At 46.1% G+C, this 22,156-nt stretch carries 18 protein-coding genes; 15 read left to right on the plus strand and 3 right to left on the minus strand.

The features are described 5' to 3' along the window. On the plus strand, positions 1-2,119 hold a 2,119-nt coding region (gene polA / locus AC9UH7_RS03885), incomplete at its 5' end, for a DNA polymerase I (protein ID WP_509595324.1). Here polA and AC9UH7_RS03890 read toward each other — a convergent pair. After that, entirely contained in the window at positions 2,120-3,346 is a 1,227-nt protein-coding gene (locus AC9UH7_RS03890) for an MFS transporter (protein ID WP_509595325.1), read from the minus strand. Between the two features lie 128 nt (positions 3,347-3,474). Between AC9UH7_RS03890 and rpsA the strand changes: the two genes are divergently transcribed. The 14 genes from rpsA (at position 3,475) to AC9UH7_RS03960 (ending at position 19,970) form a co-directional block, all read left to right on the plus strand. Continuing rightward, positions 3,475-4,836 carry a 30S ribosomal protein S1 gene (gene rpsA, locus AC9UH7_RS03895; protein ID WP_509595328.1) on the plus strand — a complete coding sequence of 454 codons (1,362 nt, stop codon included), beginning with the start codon at positions 3,475-3,477 and terminating at the stop codon, positions 4,834-4,836. A gap of 71 nt (positions 4,837-4,907) precedes the next feature. Then, positions 4,908-5,492 (plus strand): dephospho-CoA kinase, encoded by a 585-nt coding sequence (gene coaE, locus AC9UH7_RS03900; RefSeq protein WP_509595331.1) that lies wholly within the window; start codon positions 4,908-4,910, stop codon positions 5,490-5,492. Positions 5,493-5,508: 16 nt separating this feature from the next. Next, entirely contained in the window at positions 5,509-7,590 is a 2,082-nt protein-coding gene (gene uvrB / locus AC9UH7_RS03905; protein WP_509595333.1) for an excinuclease ABC subunit UvrB, read from the plus strand. After that, the gene (gene uvrA / locus AC9UH7_RS03910; protein ID WP_509595335.1) at positions 7,587-10,445 is read left to right on the plus strand and encodes an excinuclease ABC subunit UvrA; all 2,859 of its coding nucleotides are present in this window, start codon (positions 7,587-7,589) and stop codon (positions 10,443-10,445) included. Before uvrB ends, uvrA begins: the two co-directional genes overlap by 4 nt. Before the next feature lie 4 nt (positions 10,446-10,449). Next, entirely contained in the window at positions 10,450-12,369 is a 1,920-nt protein-coding gene (uvrC, locus tag AC9UH7_RS03915) for an excinuclease ABC subunit UvrC (protein WP_509595338.1), read from the plus strand. Further along, a complete protein-coding gene (locus tag AC9UH7_RS03920; protein WP_509595341.1) occupies positions 12,369-13,349 on the plus strand; it encodes a phosphotransferase enzyme family protein in 981 nt (326 codons plus the stop codon). Before uvrC ends, AC9UH7_RS03920 begins: the two co-directional genes overlap by 1 nt. A gap of 4 nt (positions 13,350-13,353) precedes the next feature. After that, positions 13,354-14,214 (plus strand): RNase adapter RapZ, encoded by an 861-nt coding sequence (gene rapZ / locus AC9UH7_RS03925; protein ID WP_509595344.1) that lies wholly within the window; start codon positions 13,354-13,356, stop codon positions 14,212-14,214. Between the two features lie 2 nt (positions 14,215-14,216). Beyond that, positions 14,217-15,149, plus strand: a complete 933-nt coding sequence (locus tag AC9UH7_RS03930; protein WP_509595347.1) for a gluconeogenesis factor YvcK family protein — start codon at positions 14,217-14,219, stop codon at positions 15,147-15,149. A gap of 17 nt (positions 15,150-15,166) precedes the next feature. After that, on the plus strand, positions 15,167-16,144 hold the full coding sequence (gene whiA / locus AC9UH7_RS03935) for a DNA-binding protein WhiA (RefSeq protein ID WP_509595350.1): 978 nt from the start codon (positions 15,167-15,169) through the stop codon (positions 16,142-16,144). 159 nt (positions 16,145-16,303) lie between these two features. Further along, on the plus strand, positions 16,304-17,302 hold the full coding sequence (gap, locus tag AC9UH7_RS03940) for a type I glyceraldehyde-3-phosphate dehydrogenase (RefSeq protein WP_509595353.1): 999 nt from the start codon (positions 16,304-16,306) through the stop codon (positions 17,300-17,302). After that, the gene (locus tag AC9UH7_RS03945; RefSeq protein WP_509595356.1) at positions 17,302-18,492 is read left to right on the plus strand and encodes a phosphoglycerate kinase; all 1,191 of its coding nucleotides are present in this window, start codon (positions 17,302-17,304) and stop codon (positions 18,490-18,492) included. The genes gap and AC9UH7_RS03945 overlap by 1 nt, the downstream gene beginning before the upstream one ends. A gap of 28 nt (positions 18,493-18,520) precedes the next feature. Then, a complete protein-coding gene (tpiA, locus tag AC9UH7_RS03950) occupies positions 18,521-19,297 on the plus strand; it encodes a triose-phosphate isomerase (protein ID WP_509595359.1) in 777 nt (258 codons plus the stop codon). Between the two features lie 57 nt (positions 19,298-19,354). Next, positions 19,355-19,582 carry a preprotein translocase subunit SecG gene (gene secG / locus AC9UH7_RS03955; RefSeq protein WP_509595361.1) on the plus strand — a complete coding sequence of 76 codons (228 nt, stop codon included), beginning with the start codon at positions 19,355-19,357 and terminating at the stop codon, positions 19,580-19,582. A gap of 46 nt (positions 19,583-19,628) precedes the next feature. Then, the gene (locus AC9UH7_RS03960) at positions 19,629-19,970 is read left to right on the plus strand and encodes an RNA polymerase-binding protein RbpA (RefSeq protein WP_509595364.1); all 342 of its coding nucleotides are present in this window, start codon (positions 19,629-19,631) and stop codon (positions 19,968-19,970) included. Between the two features lie 4 nt (positions 19,971-19,974). Here AC9UH7_RS03960 and AC9UH7_RS03965 read toward each other — a convergent pair whose 3' ends face one another. Further along, complete coding sequence (locus AC9UH7_RS03965) at positions 19,975-21,510, minus strand: phosphoglucose isomerase-related protein (protein WP_509595366.1); 1,536 nt, start codon at positions 21,508-21,510, stop codon at positions 19,975-19,977. Then, positions 21,507-22,156 (minus strand): transaldolase family protein (locus AC9UH7_RS03970; protein ID WP_509595369.1); only part of this gene is annotated, 650 nt, incomplete at its 5' end. The genes AC9UH7_RS03965 and AC9UH7_RS03970, both read right to left, overlap by 4 nt.

Here is a 22,156-nt window from a genome sequence, read left to right on the forward strand (position 1 = left end):
GAGCGATTTAACGCGCATGACTCCAGATGCGGTGCAAGAAAAGTATGGAATGAGTCCGCAGCAGTATCCAGATTTCGCAGCCTTGCGTGGAGATCCAAGTGACAACCTGCCATCTGTTCCAGGTGTTGGAGAAAAGACCGCTGCAAAATGGATAGTGGAGTATGGCTCTCTTCATGAATTGATAGCTAACATCGACAAATTAGGCGGCAAAGTAGGCCAATCTCTTCGTGATTCAGTCAATGATGTCATTCGAAACAGAGAATTGACCCAACTGGTTGCCAATGTTCCTTTAGATCTAAGTATTGATGCGTTGTCCTGGACTGGCGTTGATGAGAAGAACATTGGCCCTCTATTTGAGAAATTAGAGTTCAAGACACTTCAAGATCGAATAAAACCCATCTTGCTTAAAGGAAATAGCGCAGCAGTTGAATCTGAATATGAGTTGTTTGCCGCTGAGATGACCGAAGGCGTCCTGACACATGAGGAAGCATCAAAAAAGATTGCCCAGCATGTTGGGGAAATAGCAATAGCTTTTGATTTAGTTGAAGAGAAACTGCACCGCTATGCAATTGCCTTATCTCCCGATGATGTCTTTTTGGTTCACTCATCAGTAATGGGGGAGTGGGCGACTGATGTAAATGTTCAGAAGATCGCACATGATGCCAAATCCCTTGCCAGATCAACCTCCTTAAGGGGAGTCTGCTTTGACACATCATTGGCTGCATATCTTGTTAACCCAGGAGTTAGAAGCCAAGAGTTAAAAGACATTCAAGAACGTTGGGGTGATGGATCAAGTGTTAATGAGGCAAGTCCCGAGCAATTCCTTTTAACGTCAGCGCGTGCGATGTTCACATTGCGCGATTCGCTGACTCGGGAGTTGAAGGAAAGAAAGTTGTGGGAGCTTTTTGTGACCATGGAACTTCCTGTGGCCGATTTGTTGGCGCGCATGGAGTCCATTGGAATATCAGTAAACAAGAAGAAACTAGATGAGCTTGCAGCCTTCTTTGAAGGGGAAGTAAAGCGGGAAACAAAGGCGGCACATGAAGCAGTGGGCCACGAGTTCAATGTTGCATCTCCTAAGCAACTACAAGTTGTTTTGTTTGACGAGTTGAATTTACCGAAAACAAAAAAGATAAAGACTGGATACACAACAGATGCTGAAAGTCTTGATTGGCTACATCAAAAGAGCGGACACCCAGTTCTAACATCATTACTACGCATACGTGAAACAAAGAAACTGGGAAGCACCGTTGAAGGATTAATTGCAGAAATAGCAAAGGACGGCCGAATACATACCCATTTCCAGCAGACTGTTGCAGCTACTGGTCGACTTTCATCTACTGGTCCAAACTTACAGAACATCCCAGTGCGCACCGAAGAGGGAAGAAAAATCAGAGATTGCTTTACCGTTGGTAAAGGCTATGTCGCATTACTCACTGCTGATTACAGCCAAATTGAGATGCGCATCATGGCTCACCTATCTCATGATGAAAAGTTGTTGGCAGCATTTGCTTCAGGTGAGGATCTGCATGCAACAGTTGCTGGTCTTGTCTTTGGTGTTAAGCCATCTGAGGTAGATCCTGAAATGCGACGTCAAATGAAAGCAATGTCCTATGGACTTGCATACGGGCTTTCTTCCTACGGTCTTGCAGCACAGTTAGACATCACACCTCCTGCGGCTCAACAACTTATGGACACTTACTTTGAACGATTTGGTGGAATTCGTGACTATTTACAAATAGTTGTAGAGCAAGCCCGTAAAGTTGGATACACCGAAACAATCATGGGCAGGCGCAGATATCTACCCGATTTAATGCATGACAACCGGCAGCGTCGTGAGGTTGCAGAGCGCATGGCATTAAATGCTCCCATTCAAGGCTCAGCTGCAGACATCATCAAATTAGCCATGCTCAAGGTCCAAGCGGCCATTGAAAGTGAAAAACTTGAATCGCGGTTGCTCTTACAAATCCATGATGAATTAATTCTGGAAGTTGTGGCCGGTGAAGAAGAAAAAATTGTTGAATTGGTTAAACGTGAAATGGGTGCTGCATATCCGCTAAAGGCGCCGCTAGATGTCAATGCCGGGCTAGGTCTTACCTGGCATGAAGCAGCTCACTAACTACTTAACTTCGTTAGAAATATCTTTCATAGCTTGTAGGTCTTCTTCATCGGTTGGAATGTCATTAGCTGCGCCTAATCGGCCCCGCCCAATAGACAAGATGATTAATCCGAAACAAATCATTATTGGCAGCATTGCTAATCCAACACGAGGTGAGAATGTTTCAGAGACAACACCACCAACGGCTGCGCCTACTGCCATAAAGGAACCTTCAACACTCCATATCCAACCAAGGGATGCCGTTTGTGAACCTTTAGGTCTTACCGCTTCAAGAACTTCAAAATAAAATACTTGTACTGCGCCACCAAAAAATCCAATAGATGCTCCAACAAGTGCCATGGTCCAGTCTGGATATGTGAAGGCGATAGGAATGCAGGCGATCAACCACAATGCATAGGCGCGTCGCAAAGCCAGCAGTGGTGGCAATTTCTTTGAAACCAAACCACCTAGTAGGCCACCTATAACTGTTGCGATTCCAAAAGCTGCAAAGATCCAAGCAACTCTATGTTGAACATTTTCTTGAGTTGCAAATGCTGGAACAGCAACATCAAATACACCCCAACCAAATCCAATGAAGCACCCTTCAAACATCAAAAGCTGGATAGCTCGATCTCGCCAAAGTTTTTGTTGACCCTTGTGTTTTTTCTCTGGTATCCAATCGCGAGAGACTGGGGTGAGCGAAAGCGCTATTCCGCCGGTAAGCATCAGTGCAGATACCGTTCCCAAAGCAAAACCTGGGCGAGAAGATAAAGAGAGCGCGGTGATAACGACAGGGCCGATTACAGAAGTCGTACTCATCATTGATGAATCAAAGGCATAGGCAGTTCTTAGGTATGAGTCCGGAACAATGTCTTTCCATAATGGTCGAACAGATAAGTTAATTGGAGGAGCGGTGATACCCAAAATAAAGGCAGTAATCAAAATTGATTCCTTGGTCACCATGGTGTTGAGAAGCAAAATCAATCCAGCGTACATAGGAACCAAAATACGAATGGGCCACTTTTGACCGAATTTATCTATGACCGAACCTCGAAGGCCCGCAGTTAAAGAGCCAGCCAAGGAGTTCAATCCGATCGCAAAGCCAGCAATTGCTATTGAGCCGGTCTCTTGCTCTGCTTTGAAAAAGATTCCTAGGCCGATCATGCCGTAGGCCAAGCGCGCTGGAAATGCGCTAACGCCGAGCAGAATGACCTGGGGGAAAGCCAAAAGCTCTCTATATCTCTTCATATTGTTTGCCAGTCTATCTTTCACACTGAAAAAAGTAAGCGGATTTGCCCTTGTGAGCGGGTGAACCGTACCCTTGCCCTTCAGCCGCGAAAGCGGGAACTACTACTTTCTATCCCTACGGAGCACAATTGTCTACACCACAAATTGCAGTAAATGACATCGGATCAGCTGAAGATTTTCTAGCAGCAATCGAAGGCACAATCAGAAATTTCAATGACGGCGACCTAGTTTCAGGTGCTGTTGTTCAAGTTGGACGCGAAGAAGTACTTGTTGATATCGGATACAAGACAGAAGGCGTGATTCCAGCTCGCGAACTTTCAATTCGCCACGATGCAGATCCAAACTCAATCGTTAAAGTCGGTGAGATTATTGAAGCTCTCGTTCTTCAGAAAGAAGACAAAGAGGGTCGCCTGATTCTTTCTAAAAAGCGCGCACAGTACGAACGCGCATGGGGAGATATCGAAGGCAAGAAAGAGCGCGACGAAGTTGTCGTCGGAACTGTTATTGAAGTTGTTAAGGGTGGGCTTATCGTGGACATCGGTCTACGTGGCTTCCTTCCAGCATCACTTGTTGAAATGCGTCGCGTTCGCGATCTGACTCCATACATTGGCAAGCAGGTTGAAGCACGCATCATCGAACTAGATAAGAATCGCAACAACGTTGTTCTTTCACGTCGTGCATTCCTTGAGCAGACTCAATCAGAATCACGCACAACATTCCTCAACCAGCTTCAAAAGGGCCAGGTTCGTTCAGGTGTTGTTTCATCAATCGTTAACTTCGGTGCATTCGTTGACCTTGGTGGCGTAGATGGTTTGGTTCACGTTTCAGAGCTTTCATGGAAGCACATCGATCACCCAGGTGAAGTTGTTGAAGTTGGCGACGAAGTAACTGTTGAAGTTCTCGAAGTGGACTTTGAGCGTGAGCGTGTATCACTTTCATTGAAGGCAACACAAGAAGATCCATGGCAGGCATTTGCTCGCACACACACAATCAATCAGGTTGTTCCAGGTGTTGTGACAAAGCTAGTTCCATTCGGTGCATTCATTCGTGTTCACGAAGGTATTGAAGGCCTAGTTCACATTTCAGAGTTGGCAGAGCGCCACGTTGAAATCCCAGAGCAGGTTGTTCAGGTTGATGATGAACTATTCGTGAAGATCATCGATATCGATCTAGAGCGTCGTCGTATTTCACTATCACTCAAGCAAGCTAATGAAGGTACAGAGATCGAGATCGAGGCATTTGATCCAACTCAGTACGGAATGGCTGCTCGTTATGATGCAGAAGGAAACTTCATTTACCCTGAAGGTTTCGATGCTGATTCACAAGAGTGGAAGCCAGGATATGAGACACAGCGCGAAGAGTGGGAAAAGCAATACGCCCAGGCTCAAGAGCGTTTCATGGCACACAAGAAGCAAAAGGCCGAAGCAAAGGTTGCAGATGCTGCAGCTACTCCAGCCGAAGGCACAGAAGAAGTTGTTGCTGCCGAATAAGTAAGAAGAATCTAAGAAAAAGGCCTCGCGTAACTGCGGGGCCTTTTTCATTCTCAGACTATTCTTTGAACATGCGAGTTATTGGATTAACCGGAGGCATAGGTTGTGGCAAGTCTCTTGCTGCTCAGTACTTCGCTGAACTTGGGGCATTAGTAATTGATGCCGATCAGTTAGCACGTGCTGCAATCGAGCGAGGCTCAGATGGTTTTGATGAAGTTGTGACTCTATTCGGTGATTCGATTCTAAAGGATGGAAATATCGATCGCAGAGCATTAGGTGAATTGATATTCAAAGACACAACTGCAAAAGCACAATTAGAAAATATTATTCATCCCTTTGTTCGTCGAGAGTTTGAAGAAGCGGTTGCATCCCTAAAGGGTGACCAGGTATTGGTATATGAGATTCCTTTGCTGGTCGAGACAGGAGCACAAGAAAGATTTGATGTTGTGATCACTGTTGAATCTGAAATGGAAAACCGTGTTGCGCGTTTGCGGGGTAGGGGAATGCATATCTCTGAGATAGAGGGTCGAATAGCGGCGCAAGCTACTCGGGAACAGCGCATTGAGGTGGCTGATTTCCTCATAGAAAATGATGGAAGTGAAGATGAGCTACTCCGACAGGTTGAAAACATTTGGGATAGCCTCCACGATAATTAATAAGTAGGCTTATCAAATGCGCCCGATATCTGATCTTCAACGCAGAGTTGAGCCGTTTCAAGTAATTAGTGATTATGTGCCAGCCGGAGATCAGCCTGCGGCTATTGCAGAAATTACGAAGAGGATCAATGCCGGAGAACGAGATGTGGTGTTACTCGGTGCGACCGGTACGGGAAAATCTGCCACAACTGCTTGGCTTATTGAACAGTTGCAGCGCCCAACTTTAGTACTTGCACCCAATAAGACACTTGCCGCCCAACTCGCCAATGAGTTTCGGGAACTTTTGCCAAACAATGCCGTTGAGTACTTTGTTTCTTACTACGACTACTACCAACCAGAAGCTTATGTTCCACAGACTGACACTTTTATTGAAAAGGACTCAAGTGTTAACGAAGAGGTTGAACGGTTGCGCCACTCGGCCACCAATTCACTTCTAACTCGTAGGGATGTCATCGTCGTTGCCACGGTTTCATGTATTTATGGTTTAGGCACACCGCAGGAGTACGTGGATCGCATGGTGCGTCTGCGGGTGGGTGAAGAGATTGAGCGCAACGCACTTCTTCGTAGATTTGTAGATGTTCAGTACAAACGAAATGACATGGCCTTTGAGCGTGGCACATTTCGCGTGCGTGGTGACACCATCGAAATCATCCCAATGTATGAAGAGCTGGCCATTCGCATTGAAATGTTTGGGGATGAAATCGAGAAACTGTCCACGTTGCACCCTCTCACAGGAGAAATAATCCGAGATGAGGAAGAGATTTTCATCTTCCCAGCAACTCACTATGCCGCTGGGCCTGAAACAATGAAGCGGGCAATAGGGGACATCCAAGATGAATTGCAGATTCAATTAAACCTTTTTGAAAAGCAGGGAAAGTTGTTGGAGGCTCAACGCCTTCGAATGCGCACCACATTTGATATTGAGATGATGGAACAGATTGGTTTTTGTAGTGGCATTGAAAACTATTCACGACATCTAGATGATCGTGCGGCAGGCTCTGCGCCGCACTGCCTACTAGATTATTTCCCTGAAGATTTCTTAGTTGTAATTGACGAAAGCCATGTCACTGTTCCACAGTTAGGTGCAATGTTTGAGGGGGATGCCTCCCGTAAGCGCACATTAGTTGAGCACGGATTCCGTTTGCCCAGCGCCTTGGATAATCGCCCTTTGAAGTTTCCAGAGTTTGTCGAACGTATCGGCCAAACTCTCTATCTCTCTGCTACTCCTGGTAAGTATGAGTTGGGCAAGGTTAATGGCGATGTGGTGGAACAAGTTATTCGTCCAACAGGATTAGTTGACCCTCAAATAGTTATTAAGCCAATCAAGGGTCAAATCGATGATCTGCTCAATGAAATCAATATTCGAACTGCAAAGAATGAGCGCGTGCTAGTAACAACATTGACGAAGAAAATGTCGGAAGATTTGACGGATTACCTGCTAGAGCGTGGCGTGAATGTTCGATACCTGCACTCTGAAGTGGACACATTGCGCCGAGTGGAGTTACTCCGCGAGCTTCGCACAGGTGATTACGATGTTTTAATTGGTATCAACTTGCTTCGTGAAGGTTTAGATTTGCCTGAAGTATCACTAGTTGCAATTTTAGATGCGGACAAGGAAGGTTTCCTACGTTCATCAACATCGCTAATCCAAACAATTGGCCGCGCGGCCCGAAATGTTTCGGGTGAGGTTCATATGTATGCTGACAGAATTACAGATTCCATGGCCAAGGCGATAGATGAAACTAATCGTCGACGTGCAAAGCAGGTTGCCTATAACCTTGAGCGAGGCGTTGATCCGCAGCCATTGCGCAAAAAGATTGCTGACATAACCGATCTGATCAACCGGGAGAGCGAAGATACCGAAGAGCTTTTGTCCCATGAAAAGGGCGGAGCCAAGAAAATTGCATCTTCGGCTGGAATTTATGACAAGTCTTCGGGATCCTTGCCGCGCAAGGACCTAATCGCGTTGATAGGCTCGCTCACCGATCAGATGAGAAATGCGGCATCTGAACTTCAGTTTGAGGTCGCTGCGCGCTTGCGTGATGAAATCAAGATATTGAAGAAAGAGCTACGAATGATGGAAGAGGCCGGGGTTTGAGCATCGATAAGTTGGTTGTGCGCGGAGCGCGAGAACACAACCTCAAAAATGTTTCCATCGAGCTTCCTCGAGATGCTTTAGTTGTGTTTACTGGTTTATCTGGTTCTGGTAAGTCATCTCTTGCCTTTGACACAATCTTTGCCGAGGGTCAGCGCCGCTATGTTGAGTCCCTGTCTGCATATGCACGCCAGTTCCTTGGCCAAATGGATAAGCCGGATGTTGATTTCATTGAAGGTCTTTCACCAGCTGTTTCAATCGATCAGAAATCAACCAACCGAAATCCTCGCTCAACGGTGGGAACCATCACTGAGGTCTATGACTATTTGCGTCTTTTGTTTGCGCGCGCAGGACGGCCGCACTGCCCTAACTGCGGCAAGGCAGTTACTCGCCAATCACCGCAACAAATTGTTGATCAGATTCTTGAGCTTCCGGCAACTACAAAGTTTCAAGTTTTAGCTCCCGTTATTCGTGCCCGTAAGGGAGAGTTAGTTGAGTTGTTTAGTGATCTGATCACGCAAGGTTATTCACGTGCTCGTGTTGATGGGGAAGTCATTCAGCTCTCTGAAGCACCAAAACTTAAAAAACAAGAAAAGCACACAATCGAAGTGGTCATTGATCGTTTAACAGCCAAAGCAGAGAGCAAAACACGACTTACTGATTCGATTGAAACTGCTTTGCGACTTGCTTCCGGAATTGTTGTCTTGGATTTTGTTGATTCAAAGGGAGCTGACAAAGAGCGGACATACAGTGAGCATCTTGCCTGCCATGATTGCGAGCTTTCATTTGAGGAATTAGAGCCACGTTCCTTTTCATTTAACTCACCTTTCGGTGCCTGTGTTGAATGTTCAGGTATTGGTACGAAAAAAGAGGTTGATGAAGATCTCATTATTCCTGATGACTCAATTTCAATTAATGAAGGTGCTATTGCGCCATGGTCTGGTGGGCAATCATCAGATTACTTCCTGCGCTTGCTAGAAGCGTTAGCCAAAGACTTGCCATTCTCACTTGATACTCCTTGGAAGAAGATCTCAGCGAAGGCGCGAGAAGCAATCCTTAATGGTTATGAGTATGAGATAAAGATGAAGTACAAGGGTCGCTATGGGGCCCGTAATTACACAACTGGCTTTGAAGGCGTCATTCCCTTTATTCATCGCCGCCATGAGGAAACAGATAGCGACTACAGCCGCGATAAGTATGAGGCCTACATGCGAGAGATCTCATGTGAAAAGTGCAATGGTGCCCGCCTAAAGCCTGAAGTCCTTGCTGTGACTATTGGGGATAAGAACATTTCACAGATCTGTGAACTCTCAATTGCAGATTGCGCCACATTCTTAAAGCAGATCAAACTCAATAAGCGTGAGGCGCAAATCGCAGAACGAGTAATGAAAGAGGTCAACGCGCGTCTGGGCTTCTTACTAGATGTGGGACTTGATTATCTTTCACTCGCTCGTCCTGCCGGATCTCTCTCTGGTGGTGAAGCCCAGCGCATTCGCCTTGCAACTCAGATTGGTAGCGGGTTAGTTGGTGTTCTATATGTTCTAGATGAGCCATCTATTGGATTACATCAAAGAGACAATAAGCGCCTGATCGAAACTCTTACTCGTTTGCGCAACTTAGGCAATACCTTGATCGTTGTTGAGCACGATGAAGAAACCATTCGTACTGCAGACTGGATTGTGGATATAGGTCCAGGTGCTGGCGAGCATGGTGGCAAAGTTGTGGTCTCTGGAAGTTATGAAGATTTGATCGCATCGAAAGAGTCGATCACAGGTGCCTATCTATCAGGTCGTAAATCAATTGCAATTCCAAAGAATCGCCGTCCAATTGATGCAAAGCGCAAACTTGTTGTGAAAGGTGCGAAAGAAAACAACCTTAAGGAAATCGATGTTGAAGTTCCGTTGGGTGTTTTTGTTTCGGTAACGGGTGTCAGTGGTTCTGGTAAGTCAACACTGGTTAATGACATCTTGTATACGGTGTTGGCAAACAAGCTCAACGGTGCGCGTCTGGTACCTGGTCGTCACCGAACTGTCACCGGCGTTGAATTATTGGACAAGGTAGTCCACGTTGATCAATCGCCGATTGGTCGTACACCACGTTCTAATCCAGCCACCTACACAGGTGTATTCGACAAGATTCGCGCACTCTTTGCTGAAACGAGTGAGGCAAAGATTCGGGGTTACCAGCAAGGACGTTTCTCATTTAACGTCAAAGGTGGGCGCTGCGAGAACTGTTCTGGCGATGGAACTATCACCATCGAAATGAACTTTCTGCCAGATGTTTATGTGCCTTGCGAGGTGTGTCATGGTGCGCGCTATAACCGCGAAACCCTAGAGGTTCACTATAAGAACAAGACCATTGCAGAAGTTTTGAATATGCCTATCGAAGAGGCAAGCGGGTTCTTCGAATCTGTGCCTGCGATTGCTCGATACTTGAAGACTCTCAATGATGTGGGTCTGGGTTATGTTCGTTTAGGTCAATCGGCCCCTACTTTGTCAGGTGGAGAAGCACAGCGCGTAAAGCTTGCAACAGAGCTACAACGCAGATCAACTGGCCGCACAATCTATGTTTTGGATGAACCAACTACTGGATTGCACTTTGAAGATGTCAATAAGTTGTTAACTGTCTTAAACCGTCTAGTCGATACAGGCAACACCGTTGTTGTGATCGAACACAACCTTGATGTCATCAAGTGTTCAGACTGGGTCATTGATATGGGACCTGAAGGTGGATTCCGTGGGGGATTAGTCGTTGCAGAAGGAACTCCAGAAGATGTCGCCAAGGTCAAAGAGAGTTACACCGGACAGTTCTTGGGTGAGATTTTAAAGACCAATAGAAAAGCGCCAGCAAAGAAGTAGAGCCATGGCAGATCCCCAAAGTTATCGGCCAAGTAATATTCCAGAACACCCTGGGGTCTACCGTTTTTATAATGCCAAGGACAAGATCATTTATGTGGGCAAGGCGAAAAATCTTAAGAATCGGCTGAGTAATTACTTTCAAGCAAATCTAGCAACCAAGACCTATCGCATGGTTCATGAAGCGGTCAGGGTTGACTGGACCATCGTAAGCACTGAACTTGAGGCGTTAGCCTTGGAATTTAGTTGGATAAAACAACATCAACCTAAGTACAACGTCCAGTTCAAAGATGACAAGTCCTATCCATATCTTGCGCTATCTCTTAACGATGAATATCCGATGATCTTTATAACCCGCAAAGACAAAAGGCCTGGGCTTAAGTACTTTGGGCCTTATACAAATGCTTGGGCACTTCGAAATACTTTTGAAGTCCTACTCAAAGTTTTTCCTGTTAGATCCTGTTCATCAGCAAACTTCACTCGTGCGCAAAAGAGTAAAAGACAGTGTTTGCTGGGGGATATAGGTAAATGTGCAGCGCCTTGTGTGGACTGGATTTCTAAAGAAGATCACAAGCAACTAGCTGGACGTCTCAATGAATTCATGGAATCAGGCATGGAGAACATCCTGCCCAAATTACATGAAGAGATGCAGAATGCAGCAAACAATGAGGAGTTTGAAAGAGCTGCCCGCCTGCGCGATCAGATTGATTCATTTGAGAAAGCGCAGAAATCAACAGAAGGCAATTTCTCTGATGATCTAGATGGCGACTTCATTTCACTGTATCAAGATGGCTTCCATGCAGCTGGTTCAATTTTCTCCATGCAGCGCGGCTCAGTTAAGGGTTCTAGGTCGTGGATAGTTGATCAAGAAATGGTCCTGGAGGGACAAGATGTTTTAACAGCCTTGCTATATTCAATTTACGGTTCTGGAGCGATGGCTGTGCCACGCAATATTTATGTAAACAGTGAACCGGTTGATAAAGATCAGTTAGAAAAGTGGCTGGAAAGCCTAGGAACTTCCAGAGTTGAGATTAAGGCCCCGCAAAGAGGCGAGAAGGTCGAACTGCTCGATACTGTTAAGAGAAACGCTCAGTACTCACTAATTCAATATCTAAGCAAGCGCGCGACAGATGCTGCTGTGAGCGGTAAGGCATTGACTGAAATTGAAGAGTCTTTGAATTTAGGTCGCACCCCATTGCGCATTGAATGTTTTGATATTTCGAATATCTCTGGCACCTCAGTTGTTGCTTCAATGGTTGTCTTTGAAGATGGAATGGCGAAGAAGAGCGAGTATCGCCGGTTCATTATTAACACAGATGAGGGTTTTGATGACACCAGAGCGATGCATCAAGTGATCACTCGCCGATTAAAGCGTTTGATTGATGATCGCCAAGAAAATGAAGCAGAGGTGGCAGAACTTGGTGGCAAGCCGAGCAAGTTTGCATACCCACCACAATTAATTGTGGTTGATGGTGGCGCGCCTCAAGTGAGTGCAGCGCAACGCGCTCTGGACGAACTTGGGATTAAAGACATTGCACTGTGTGGTTTAGCTAAGCGCCTCGAAGAGGTGTGGATCCCTGGCTCAAAAGACCCATTGATTTTGCCAAGAAGCAGCGAAGGGCTTTATCTTCTCCAAAGAATTCGAGATGAAGCCCACCGTTTTGCAATCTCATTCCACCGTTCGCGCAGATCTAAGGTGATGCTGGAGTCTGTCTTAGATGACATTCCACAATTAGGTTCTGCCCGCAGAGCGGCACTTCTGGACCGCTTCGGATCTGTGGCAGCTATTCGTAAAGCAAAGGTGGAGGACATAGCGGCAACTCCAGGGATTGGCTCTAAAATTGCATCAATTATTGAATCTCATCTGGCTTCAATTGCCAGCCAGGGAATCAATACTCAAACCGGCGTGATTTCGGAGAGCAAATAGTGGGCAGCGAGTTTTTTGAACTACCGACTCAAGAGCAAGAAAAGTCCTTAGCGGCTTTTGCTCATGAACTACTGACGAACTACGGGATCAGTAATGCGAAGGTCTCCTGCATTAATTTTGGATTTAATGCAACTTTCTCAGTTGAAACCGAAACGGGAGTCAAATATGCCTTGCGAATTAACATTAACTCAGCGAAAACAATTAAGAACCTGTTGGCTGAGATCGAATGGGTCCGACATCTAAATCGGACATCAGGGGTCAATACTCCTAGACCAATTGCAACTTTGAAGGATGACTTTATTGTGTCCGCAGTGCACCCTGATTCAGGTCAGAGGATGCTTGTAGTGATGTATTCCTGGCTAGAAGGAAAAGACATTGGCGATGAGCCAACCTTGGATCAATTGCATGAAGTAGGCAAGGCAATAGCGGTGTTACATCAAGAATCATCTGATTTTGTTCTTTCAAATCAAGCGGAATTACCAACCTTCGATGACTTCTTTTGGAGTACTGAGGACTTTCTCTTCTCCGCCAAATCAAAACTCTCAGATGCCGATAAATGTTTGCTACAAAAGGCACATGATCTCATCATGAAATATACCGATGAGCTGTATGCAACCTCAGAGATCCACATCATTCACGCCGATTTCCATGGTTGGAATTTGATGTGGCATGAGGGCCAACTTTCAGTCTTTGATTTCGACGATTGTGGATTTGGTATTGAGGCACAAGACATTGCTGTAGCGCTGTACTACTTGGACACACCAGAGCAAGGGCAAGCACTTTTAGCTGGCTATACAAGCATCAAGCCTTTGCCCACGTATTCAGAGAATGCAATGAAAGCGCTTCTTCTGCATCGCAGGCTACTTCTGTTGAACTACTTGTATGAAACCAAGAATCAGGAAGAAAAAGAGCTTCTGCCTGCCTATCTTGAAAAGAGTCTCGAGCGTGTTTCCACCTTCTTGACAGATGTAACACAATAGTTTCATGACACAAGAGACCTTGATTCTGACTGGAATGTCAGGTGCTGGCCGATCGACAGTTGCCCACGCTTTAGAGGATCTTGGTTGGTATGTCGTTGATAATCTGCCTCCTTCTTTGTTGCCTGCCTTAGTAAGTAAGGGAACTGGACCTCAAGGCAAAGAGTTAGCTGTTGTGGTCGATGTGCGCGGGGGAGAGTTCTTTGATGAACTAACTCATGCATTGGCCGAACTCAAAGAAAGCCAATCTGATTACCGACTTGTTTTTTTGGATGCGACCGATCAGTCACTTGTTCAACGTTTCGAATCAACTCGCCGCCCACATCCATTGCAAGGTAAGGATCGGATTGTTGATGGGATTGCACGTGAACGTGCAAAGTTAGAGGATGTTCGCTCACAAGCAGATGTTGCGATTGATACTACTAACTTAAATGTTCACCAATTGGAAAAAAGAATTGGTGAGATTTTTGGATCTGGGAAGCTACAAGGAATTCGTGTCAACGTTTTGTCATTTGGTTATAAGTATGGGATTCCCGTTGATTCGGATTTAGTTCTAGATTGTCGATTCATTCCAAATCCACATTGGATTCCAGAACTTCGTCCATTGACCGGCTTAACACCACAGGTAAGCGAGAAAGTTTTAGGTAGTGAAGGTGTCAAAGAATTTGTTAATGACTATGTGCAGCTGGTCAATTCCATGATGGCGGGCTATATGCGTGAAGGAAAAAAGTATGTCACTATCGCCGTTGGTTGCACAGGCGGAAAGCATAGAAGCGTTGCAATCACTGAAGAGATCGCACGAAAGCTAAATGCAATTGGTGCTGAGATTTCTTCGCATCCAACTCATCGCGATGTTGGGCGTGAATAGATTTGTCTAAAGTTGTAGCACTCGGGGGAGGTCATGGTTTGGCCGCAACCCTTGCAGCACTTCGCCAGCACACTCACGAGATCACCGCAATTGTTACCGTTGCAGATAATGGTGGATCAAGTGGACGATTGCGCGAAGAGTTTCCTATTTTCCCTCCTGGCGATCTTCGAATGGCCTTGACGGCATTGTGTGCAGATGATCAGTGGGGTCGCACGTGGGCCCAGATTCTGCAACATAGATTTGAAAGTGATGGCGCATTAAATGGTCATGCAATGGGCAATTTGCTTCTTGCCTCGATGTGGAACGCTGGAGATGATCCGGTAGTTGCATTAGATCGCGTTGGCCAACTACTTAAAGTTGTTGGTCGAGTGCTGCCTATGTCAGCAGTCGCACTAGACATTGAAGGCACCTTCAACACATCAACTGGTCGGATTGTGGTGCGTGGACAAAAACAGGTTGCAACTGCAAAAGGGCACATCCAATCTCTTCGAATTATTCCGCAAGATCCGCCCGCTAGAGCTGAATCACTAGATGCAATTACCCAGGCGGAATGGATCACTATGGGGCCTGGTTCTTGGTTTTCCAGTGTGATTCCACATTTATTGGTTCCTGCCCAATTGGATGCGCTGAGAAGTTCCCCCGCGAAGAAGATTTTGATTCTCAATCTCGATGCATCAACGCAAACACAGGGAGAAGAGTTTGCTGGCTCTACCCCTGAACAGCATTTGGAGTTCTTTCATCACTACGCCCCCGGATTAAGGGTGGATTACTGCCTTGTTGACCAATCCGTTGTGCGCCACGAGGAATCGCTGCACACAGCAGCATCAACCTTGGGTTCAGAGATTGTTGTGGCAGATATACGAAAAGCTCCAGGCAGTATTCATCACGATCCTGAAAAATTAGCACTCCATTTGGGCTACATTTTTTCCCGGTAGATGGTTGGATTAGCCCCATGGCAATGACAGCATCAGTTAAGGACGAGCTATCGCGTTTGTCCATCACCAAACCATGTTGTCGCAAAGCTGAAGTCTCTTCACTTCTTCGCTTTGCAGGTGGCCTGCATATTGCAGCAGGAAAAATTGTGATTGAAGTGGAACTAGATACTTCTCAGAGTGCTCGCAGATTGCGAAAAGACATTGCAGATATTTATGGACATGATTCAGATTTAGCGGTCTTGTCATCAAGTGGACTTCGTAAAGGTTCACGATATGTAGTGAGAGTTGTTAATGAAGGCGATGCGCTGGCTCGCCAAACAGGTTTAGTAGATGCCAATGGTCGTCCAGTTCGCGGTTTGCCTCCACAAGTTGTCTCAGCTGCAACCTGTGATTCTGAGGCTGCCTGGCGCGGTGCTTTTATTGCACATGGTTCATTGACTGAACCAGGTCGATCTTCTTCACTTGAAATTACATGTCCTGGACCAGAGGCAGCGTTGGCGTTAGTGGGAGCGGCACGAAGGCTGGGAATTGTTGCAAAGGCTCGCGAAGTTCGCGGCGTTGATCGAGTTGTAATCCGAGATGGTGATGCAATTGGAGTTTTGCTAACTCGCTTAGGTGCTCACGAAAGTGTTCTAGCCTGGGAAGAGCGCCGCATGCGCCGCGAGGTTCGAGCAACAGCCAACAGACTTGCAAACTTTGATGATGCAAACCTTCGCCGTTCAGCCCGCGCAGCCGTTGCGGCAGCGGCCCGCGTGCAACGTGCCATGGAGATTCTGGGACCAACAATTCCAGATCACCTCAAAGAGGCTGGAGATCTGCGGATCAATCACGGGCAGGCATCGCTGGAAGAATTAGGCTCATTAGCCACCCCTCCTATGACTAAGGATGCAATTGCGGGGCGTATTCGCAGATTGCTGGCTATGGCCGATAAGCGTGCTGCCGAGCTTGGAATTCCCGATACCGAGAGCGGACTCTCACCCGATCTTCTTAACTAATTACCTCGAAGTAGCAACTGTTCATTAACTCTTCACTGATAAGGTTCTACCTAAGACCCCAGCGTTGTGGCAGTTTTACGAACCACCAAGAGCTGGGCTTTTTTATGGCTAGTAGAGACACCTCTGCGGCATGGCCCCACTAGTAGCAAGGACACTTTCGTGATTAATGTCGGAATCAATGGTTTTGGACGTATCGGTCGTAACTTCTTCCGTGCCAGCCTGACCAACCCAAATATCAACATCGTCGGAATCAACGACCTGACTCCTAACGAGACTCTTGCCCACCTTTTGAAGTATGACTCAATCTTGGGTCGCCTAGGTCTAGAAGTTACATACACAGATGACTCAATCACAGTTGATGGCAAGACAATCAAGGTTTTCTCAGAGCGCGACCCAGCAAATCTTCCATGGGCAGCGGTGAAGGCAGATGTGGTTGTTGAATCAACCGGAATTTTCACAAAGGGCGCAGATGCTCAGAAGCACATCACAGCAGGTGCCAAGAAGGTAATTATCTCTGCGCCGGCAACAGATGAAGACATCACGATCGTGATGGGTGTTAATCACACTCAATACGACGCTGCCAAGCACAACATTATTTCAAATGCTTCTTGCACAACTAACTGCCTTGCACCAATGGCAAAGGTTTTGCAGGATAACTGGGGAATTGTTAAGGGCTTGATGACAACAATTCATGCCTACACAAATGACCAACCAATTCTTGACTTCCCACACAAGGATCTTCGTCGCGCTCGCGCTGCTGCCATTAACATGATCCCAACTTCAACAGGAGCTGCAAAGGCAATTTCACTAGTAATGCCAGAACTAAAGGGCAAGCTAGATGGATATGCAATGCGTGTTCCAGTTCCAACAGGCTCTGCAACAGATCTAACTGTTGAACTAGAAAAGGAAGCAACAGCGGCTGAAATCAATGCAGCGATGAAGGCTGCAGCAGAAGGCCCACTCAAGGGATTCCTTTCATATACTGAAGATCCAATCGTTTCTTCAGACATTGTTACTGATCCTGCTTCATGTGTTTTCGACTCAGGCCTGACCAAGGTAATTGGTAACCAGGTTAAGGTCGTTGGTTGGTATGACAATGAATGGGGTTACTCAAACCGCCTAGTCGATTTGATCGATTACGTTGGTAAAACTCTGTAATGCCAGATCTTTCAACTATTGATGTAGCGGGAAAACGAGTCTTTCTTCGTTGCGACCTAAATGTTCCCTTGAAAGAGGGAATCATTATGGATGATGGACGCATCAAAGCTTCGCTTCCAACTATTAAGTTACTTCTTGAAAAAGGGGCATCACTTGTTATTGCAGCCCACTTGGGTCGACCAAAGGGTGAAGCTAAGCCAGAACTTTCCTTAGCACCAGTAGCACAGCGTTTGTCTGAGCTACTTGGCCGCGAAGTTAAGTTCACTGGTGAGGTAACAGGCTCAGCCGTTACGACTGCAGCAGAATCACTCAAAGCTGGAGAAGTGCTCTTGCTAGAAAATATTCGCTTCAATGCAGCAGAGACAAGTAAAGAAGAGTCAGAGCGGGCAGCATTTGCCGCCGATCTGGCACAACTTGCTGATTTCTATGTCGGTGATGGTTTCGGCGCAGTCCATCGCAAGCATGCATCTGTTTTCGATCTTCCAAAGTTGCTTCCGCATGCTGCAGGCACCTTAGTTTCTGCTGAAGTAGAAGTTCTGAAAAAACTAACCCAAAACCCTGAACGACCGTATGGAGTTGTTTTGGGTGGCGCAAAAGTTTCAGACAAACTTGGAGTAATAGAAAACTTACTTGGCAAAGTAGATGTGCTAGCAATTGGTGGAGGAATGGTTTTCACATTCCTTAAGGCGCAAGGAAAAGAGATCGGAACCTCTCTAGTTGAAACAGAGATGCTAGACGTTGTTAAGGGGCTCATTGCTACTGCTGAGAAGAACGGCGTAAAGCTGGTTCTTCCTACTGACATTGTTGTCGCTCCAGCCTTTGCTGCTGATGCAACACCAACCTTGGTTTCAGCAGATGCAATTCCTGCAGATCAAATGGGATTAGATATTGGATCGGTATCTGCAGCAGCATTTGCTGCTGAAATTGTTAAGTGCAAGACCGTGTTCTGGAATGGTCCAATGGGTGTTTTTGAATTCCCTAACTTTGCCGCCGGCACAAAAGTAGTTGCACAAGCACTCACTGAAGTTTCAGGAATCTCGGTAGTAGGCGGGGGAGACTCTGCAGCGGCGGTTCGGGCACTTGGTTTTGCTGATTCACAGTTTGGATATATCTCAACTGGCGGTGGAGCATCTCTTGAATATCTTGAGGGCAAGGAACTTCCTGGCTTAAAAGCATTAGAATTAATTTAGTTAAGAATCAATAGCTAGGGGGGTAGTAATGCGTAAACCATTAATGGCTGGAAACTGGAAGATGAACCTCAATCACCTTGAGGCAATCGCAGTTGCTCAAAAGTTGGTCTACGGACTAGATGACAAAGATTACGACGCTGTTGATGTTGCAATCATTCCTCCCTTTACTGACATCAGATCTATTCAGACATTAGTTGATGGCGATCGTTTGCGACTTCAGTACGGCGCGCAGGATCTTTCACCTGATGCAAGTGGTGCCTTTACAGGTGACATTTCAGGGTCAATGTTGGCAAAACTAGGCTGCACTTTCGTAGTTATCGGTCACTCTGAACGACGTGCGATTCATCAAGAATCAGATGCATTGATTAATCGAAAGATTAAGGCAGCACTGGCAAATGAAATGACTCCGATTTTTTGTGTGGGCGAAGAATTGGCTATTCGCGAAGCTGGAACACATGTGAGTCATGTGATTCGTCAGGTTCGTGCAGGACTTGATGGATTTACAAAGCCAGAGCTCAAAAAGATTGTTATTGCATATGAACCAGTCTGGGCTATCGGCACCGGAAAGACTGCAACTCCTGAAGATGCACAAGAAGTGTGTGCGGCAATTCGTGAAGAGATTGAAAACATTGGTTCACCGGAAATCGCGGCAAATATGCGTATCCTTTATGGAGGTTCCGTGAAATCTTCTAACATCGTGGAAATCATGAAAAAGGCTGATGTTGATGGCGCCTTAATTGGCGGTGCGAGCCTAGATCCTGAGGAACTAGCCAAGATCGTCAAATTCCACGCGGTGAGCGAGTAAGCATTACCCCCACAGGGCGGGTATCCTTACCCCCTACGAACTAGGAGTTTAAGAAAAGTGAAACTAGGTCTTTCAATCGCACTCGTTATCGTCAGCGTTCTCATGATCCTTTTGGTGCTGCTTCACAAAGGCAAAGGAAGTGGACTCTCTGACCTATTCGGTGGAGGCGTCTCTTCAAACTATGGCGGCTCATCGGTAGTTGAGAAGAACCTTGATCGCATCACTATCGTCATTGGCGGATTGTGGTTTGCTTTGGTTGTTGCGCTGTCGCTTGTTCTTAAGTAAAAAAGTTTTCAGTCCGATTTTCGTCAAGTAAAACAAGGGGATACGTATGGCAAGTGCAATTCGCGGAAGTCGTGTTGGCGCTGGCCCAATGGGTGAGGCAGAGCGCGGAGATTCAATCGCTCGTGCATATGTTTCTTACTGGTGTGCAAATGGACATGAAGTTCGTCCATCATTTGCAGTCGAAGAAACTGTAGTTATTCCAGCAGAGTGGGATTGCCCAAAGTGTGGTTACCCAGCAGGCCGTGATCGCAACAATCCACCTAGCCCAGAAGTAAATGTGCCTTACAAGACCCACCTCGCCTATGTGAAAGAGCGTCGCACAGATGCTGAAGGCGAAAAGCTTCTTGAAGATGCCTTACGCAAACTTCGTGGAGATGACGAAGAATAAAGATTTAAAGAGCTTTAGCAGCTTCTAGTAATTCAGAGATACCCATTGCGCGATCTGTAAGATTAAATCGAAGCAGTGGGTATTTTCTTGAGGCAAGCGCCTTGCCGTCACCTAACGCTTGGGCTGCTACCAAAGTTTTAAAGCCGTAACTTTGACCAGGGATAGCAATATCTTTTTTAACATCTCCAGTTATTTGCAAGAAGACTCCATTTTGCTGACCACCTTTATGGAACTGGCCAGTTGAATGCAGGAAGCGTGGACCCCAACCAAAAGTTACGGGACGTCCAGATTTCTGAGCAAGGATTTCACGAAGTTCTGCGATTGCAACATCATCCTTGCGATCCAAATAAGCCATGATGGCCATATATCCGTCTGCGGGAATCTGAGAAATCAACTGTGAAATGGCCGTTGTTGCATTGCTCCCAGCGCCAAAAATTTCGATAGCACCAACTGTTGCATCGCCGATAAAGCTTGGCAAAACTCCCTGCCACTCTTGAAGAAGCGCGGAGGTTTGCTCCTTTGCTTCAGTCACATTTGGCTGATTGAAAGGATCTATTGCAAGTGCTGCGCCTATAAGGGCAGTTACCCATTCCCACACAATGAATTGAGAGGCTAGGTCACCTTCAACAACCAGGTCAGCATTTCCTGTAAATGCAACTGTGAAAGCAGCTCCCTCCAAACCTAGAGATGCTGATTCAGCAACTACCGGAAGTCGGCCAACTTGGTTCTTTCCAGTTGATTCGGCAACTAATTGCTCAATCCAATCACTCAGGCCCGGCATTCCAGAGCCTTGATCGGTAAAGGCAACATATTGATCAGATACATATGTTAAGAGATATGCGATGTCGCACATCATTTGAGAATCAGCATAAAAAGAGGTTTTAGTATCACTGGCATTATCAAGAAGGACTGAAACATCAACTCCGATGAGCGCAGAAGGCAATAAACCAAAAGGACTCAACACACTAAAGCGTCCTCCAACATGAGGGTCGGCATTGATTACAGAGTATCCACCTGCGCGCACTTGGGTATCTAGGGGAGAACCTGGATCTGTAACAAAGACCATATGGTCTACTGGATTGAGACCAGCATCTTTGAAAGCTCCTTCAAAGAGTGCTCGCTGTGAGGCTGTTTCAATTGTTGAGCCAGATTTTGAACTCACAACAACAACTGTCTTGGCTAAGTCAGTATTTAAAGCATGGGAAACGTAATGTGGATCTGTTGAATCCAGTACGAATAGCTTCTTGGAAAACGTTTGAGCAATGACCTCGGGACCAAGTGATGAACCACCCATGCCGCACAAAACAACATTGGGCTTATCCCGGAACTTTGCTGCCATGGCATCGAATTGAGGTAGTAACTCACGTGATGATTCCGGCAGGTCGATCCAGTTAAGGCGAATGGATGCTTCAGCTTGGGCTTCTGGTCCCCAAATTGTTGCGTCCTTAACTTTTAACCGCTCATGGAAAGCTTGTAACGCCTTGTATTGAGTCGATGCGCGATCTATTTTAGAGAGAGCATTACCTTTAATTGAAATCATGATTGTTGGGCAGCCTTTACATTCTCGAGTAATTCATCCCACGCTTGGGAAAACTTTTTAACTCCATCTATTTCTAGCTCAGTAGTTATTTCATCTAAGGAGATACCTAAGGAAGACAAGGATTTGAATACCTCTACTGCTGCAGGGTAGTTACCTGAAATTGTATTTCCGCGCACTATGCCATGGTCAATTAACGCATCTAATGTGGATTGTGGCATCGTGTTTACAGTCTCAGGTGCGATTAACTCGACTACATACTGAGTGTCTGGATAAGCCGGATCTTTTACTCCGGTTGAAGCCCACAATGGACGTTGCTTATTGGCACCCCTATTTGAGAGGCCAGACCAACGATCGGAAGAGAATTTCTCCTCAAATAATTGATAGGCCAAGTGAGCATTTGCGATAGCCGCCTTACCTAGCAGTGCTAACGCCTCAGGAGATCCATTCTTTTTAAGAAGGGCATCTACTGTGGAATCAATACGACTGACAAAAAAGGATGCAACTGAATGTACTTGTGATGGATTGTCGCACTGTTCCAAGCCCTTCATGAAAGCGTCAATTACTTGACCGTAACGCTTAACAGAAAAAATGAGCGTTACATTTACACTTATTCCAGCTGCAATGAGCGCTGTAATCGCCGGTAATC

Origin of the sequence: Candidatus Planktophila sp., from assembly GCF_044348745.1 — a bacterium.
In the GTDB taxonomy this organism is placed as follows: domain Bacteria; phylum Actinomycetota; class Actinomycetes; order Nanopelagicales; family Nanopelagicaceae; genus Planktophila.

Bases quoted from the DNA above. Each gene is read 5' to 3' on its own strand.
- AC9UH7_RS03890 (WP_509595325.1), bottom strand. From the start codon at position 3,346: ATGAAGAGATATAGAGAGCTTTTGGCTTTCCCCCAGGTCATTCTGCTC.
- coaE (WP_509595331.1), top strand. From the start codon at position 4,908: ATGCGAGTTATTGGATTAACCGGAGGCATAGGTTGTGGCAAGTCTCTT.
- uvrB (WP_509595333.1), top strand. From the start codon at position 5,509: ATGCGCCCGATATCTGATCTTCAACGCAGAGTTGAGCCGTTTCAAGTA.
- uvrC (WP_509595338.1), top strand. From the start codon at position 10,450: ATGGCAGATCCCCAAAGTTATCGGCCAAGTAATATTCCAGAACACCCT.
- rapZ (WP_509595344.1), top strand. From the start codon at position 13,354: ATGACACAAGAGACCTTGATTCTGACTGGAATGTCAGGTGCTGGCCGA.
- whiA (WP_509595350.1), top strand. From the start codon at position 15,167: ATGGCAATGACAGCATCAGTTAAGGACGAGCTATCGCGTTTGTCCATC.
- AC9UH7_RS03945 (WP_509595356.1), top strand. From the start codon at position 17,302: ATGCCAGATCTTTCAACTATTGATGTAGCGGGAAAACGAGTCTTTCTT.
- tpiA (WP_509595359.1), top strand. From the start codon at position 18,521: ATGCGTAAACCATTAATGGCTGGAAACTGGAAGATGAACCTCAATCAC.
- AC9UH7_RS03960 (WP_509595364.1), top strand. From the start codon at position 19,629: ATGGCAAGTGCAATTCGCGGAAGTCGTGTTGGCGCTGGCCCAATGGGT.
- AC9UH7_RS03965 (WP_509595366.1), bottom strand. From the start codon at position 21,510: ATGATTTCAATTAAAGGTAATGCTCTCTCTAAAATAGATCGCGCATCG.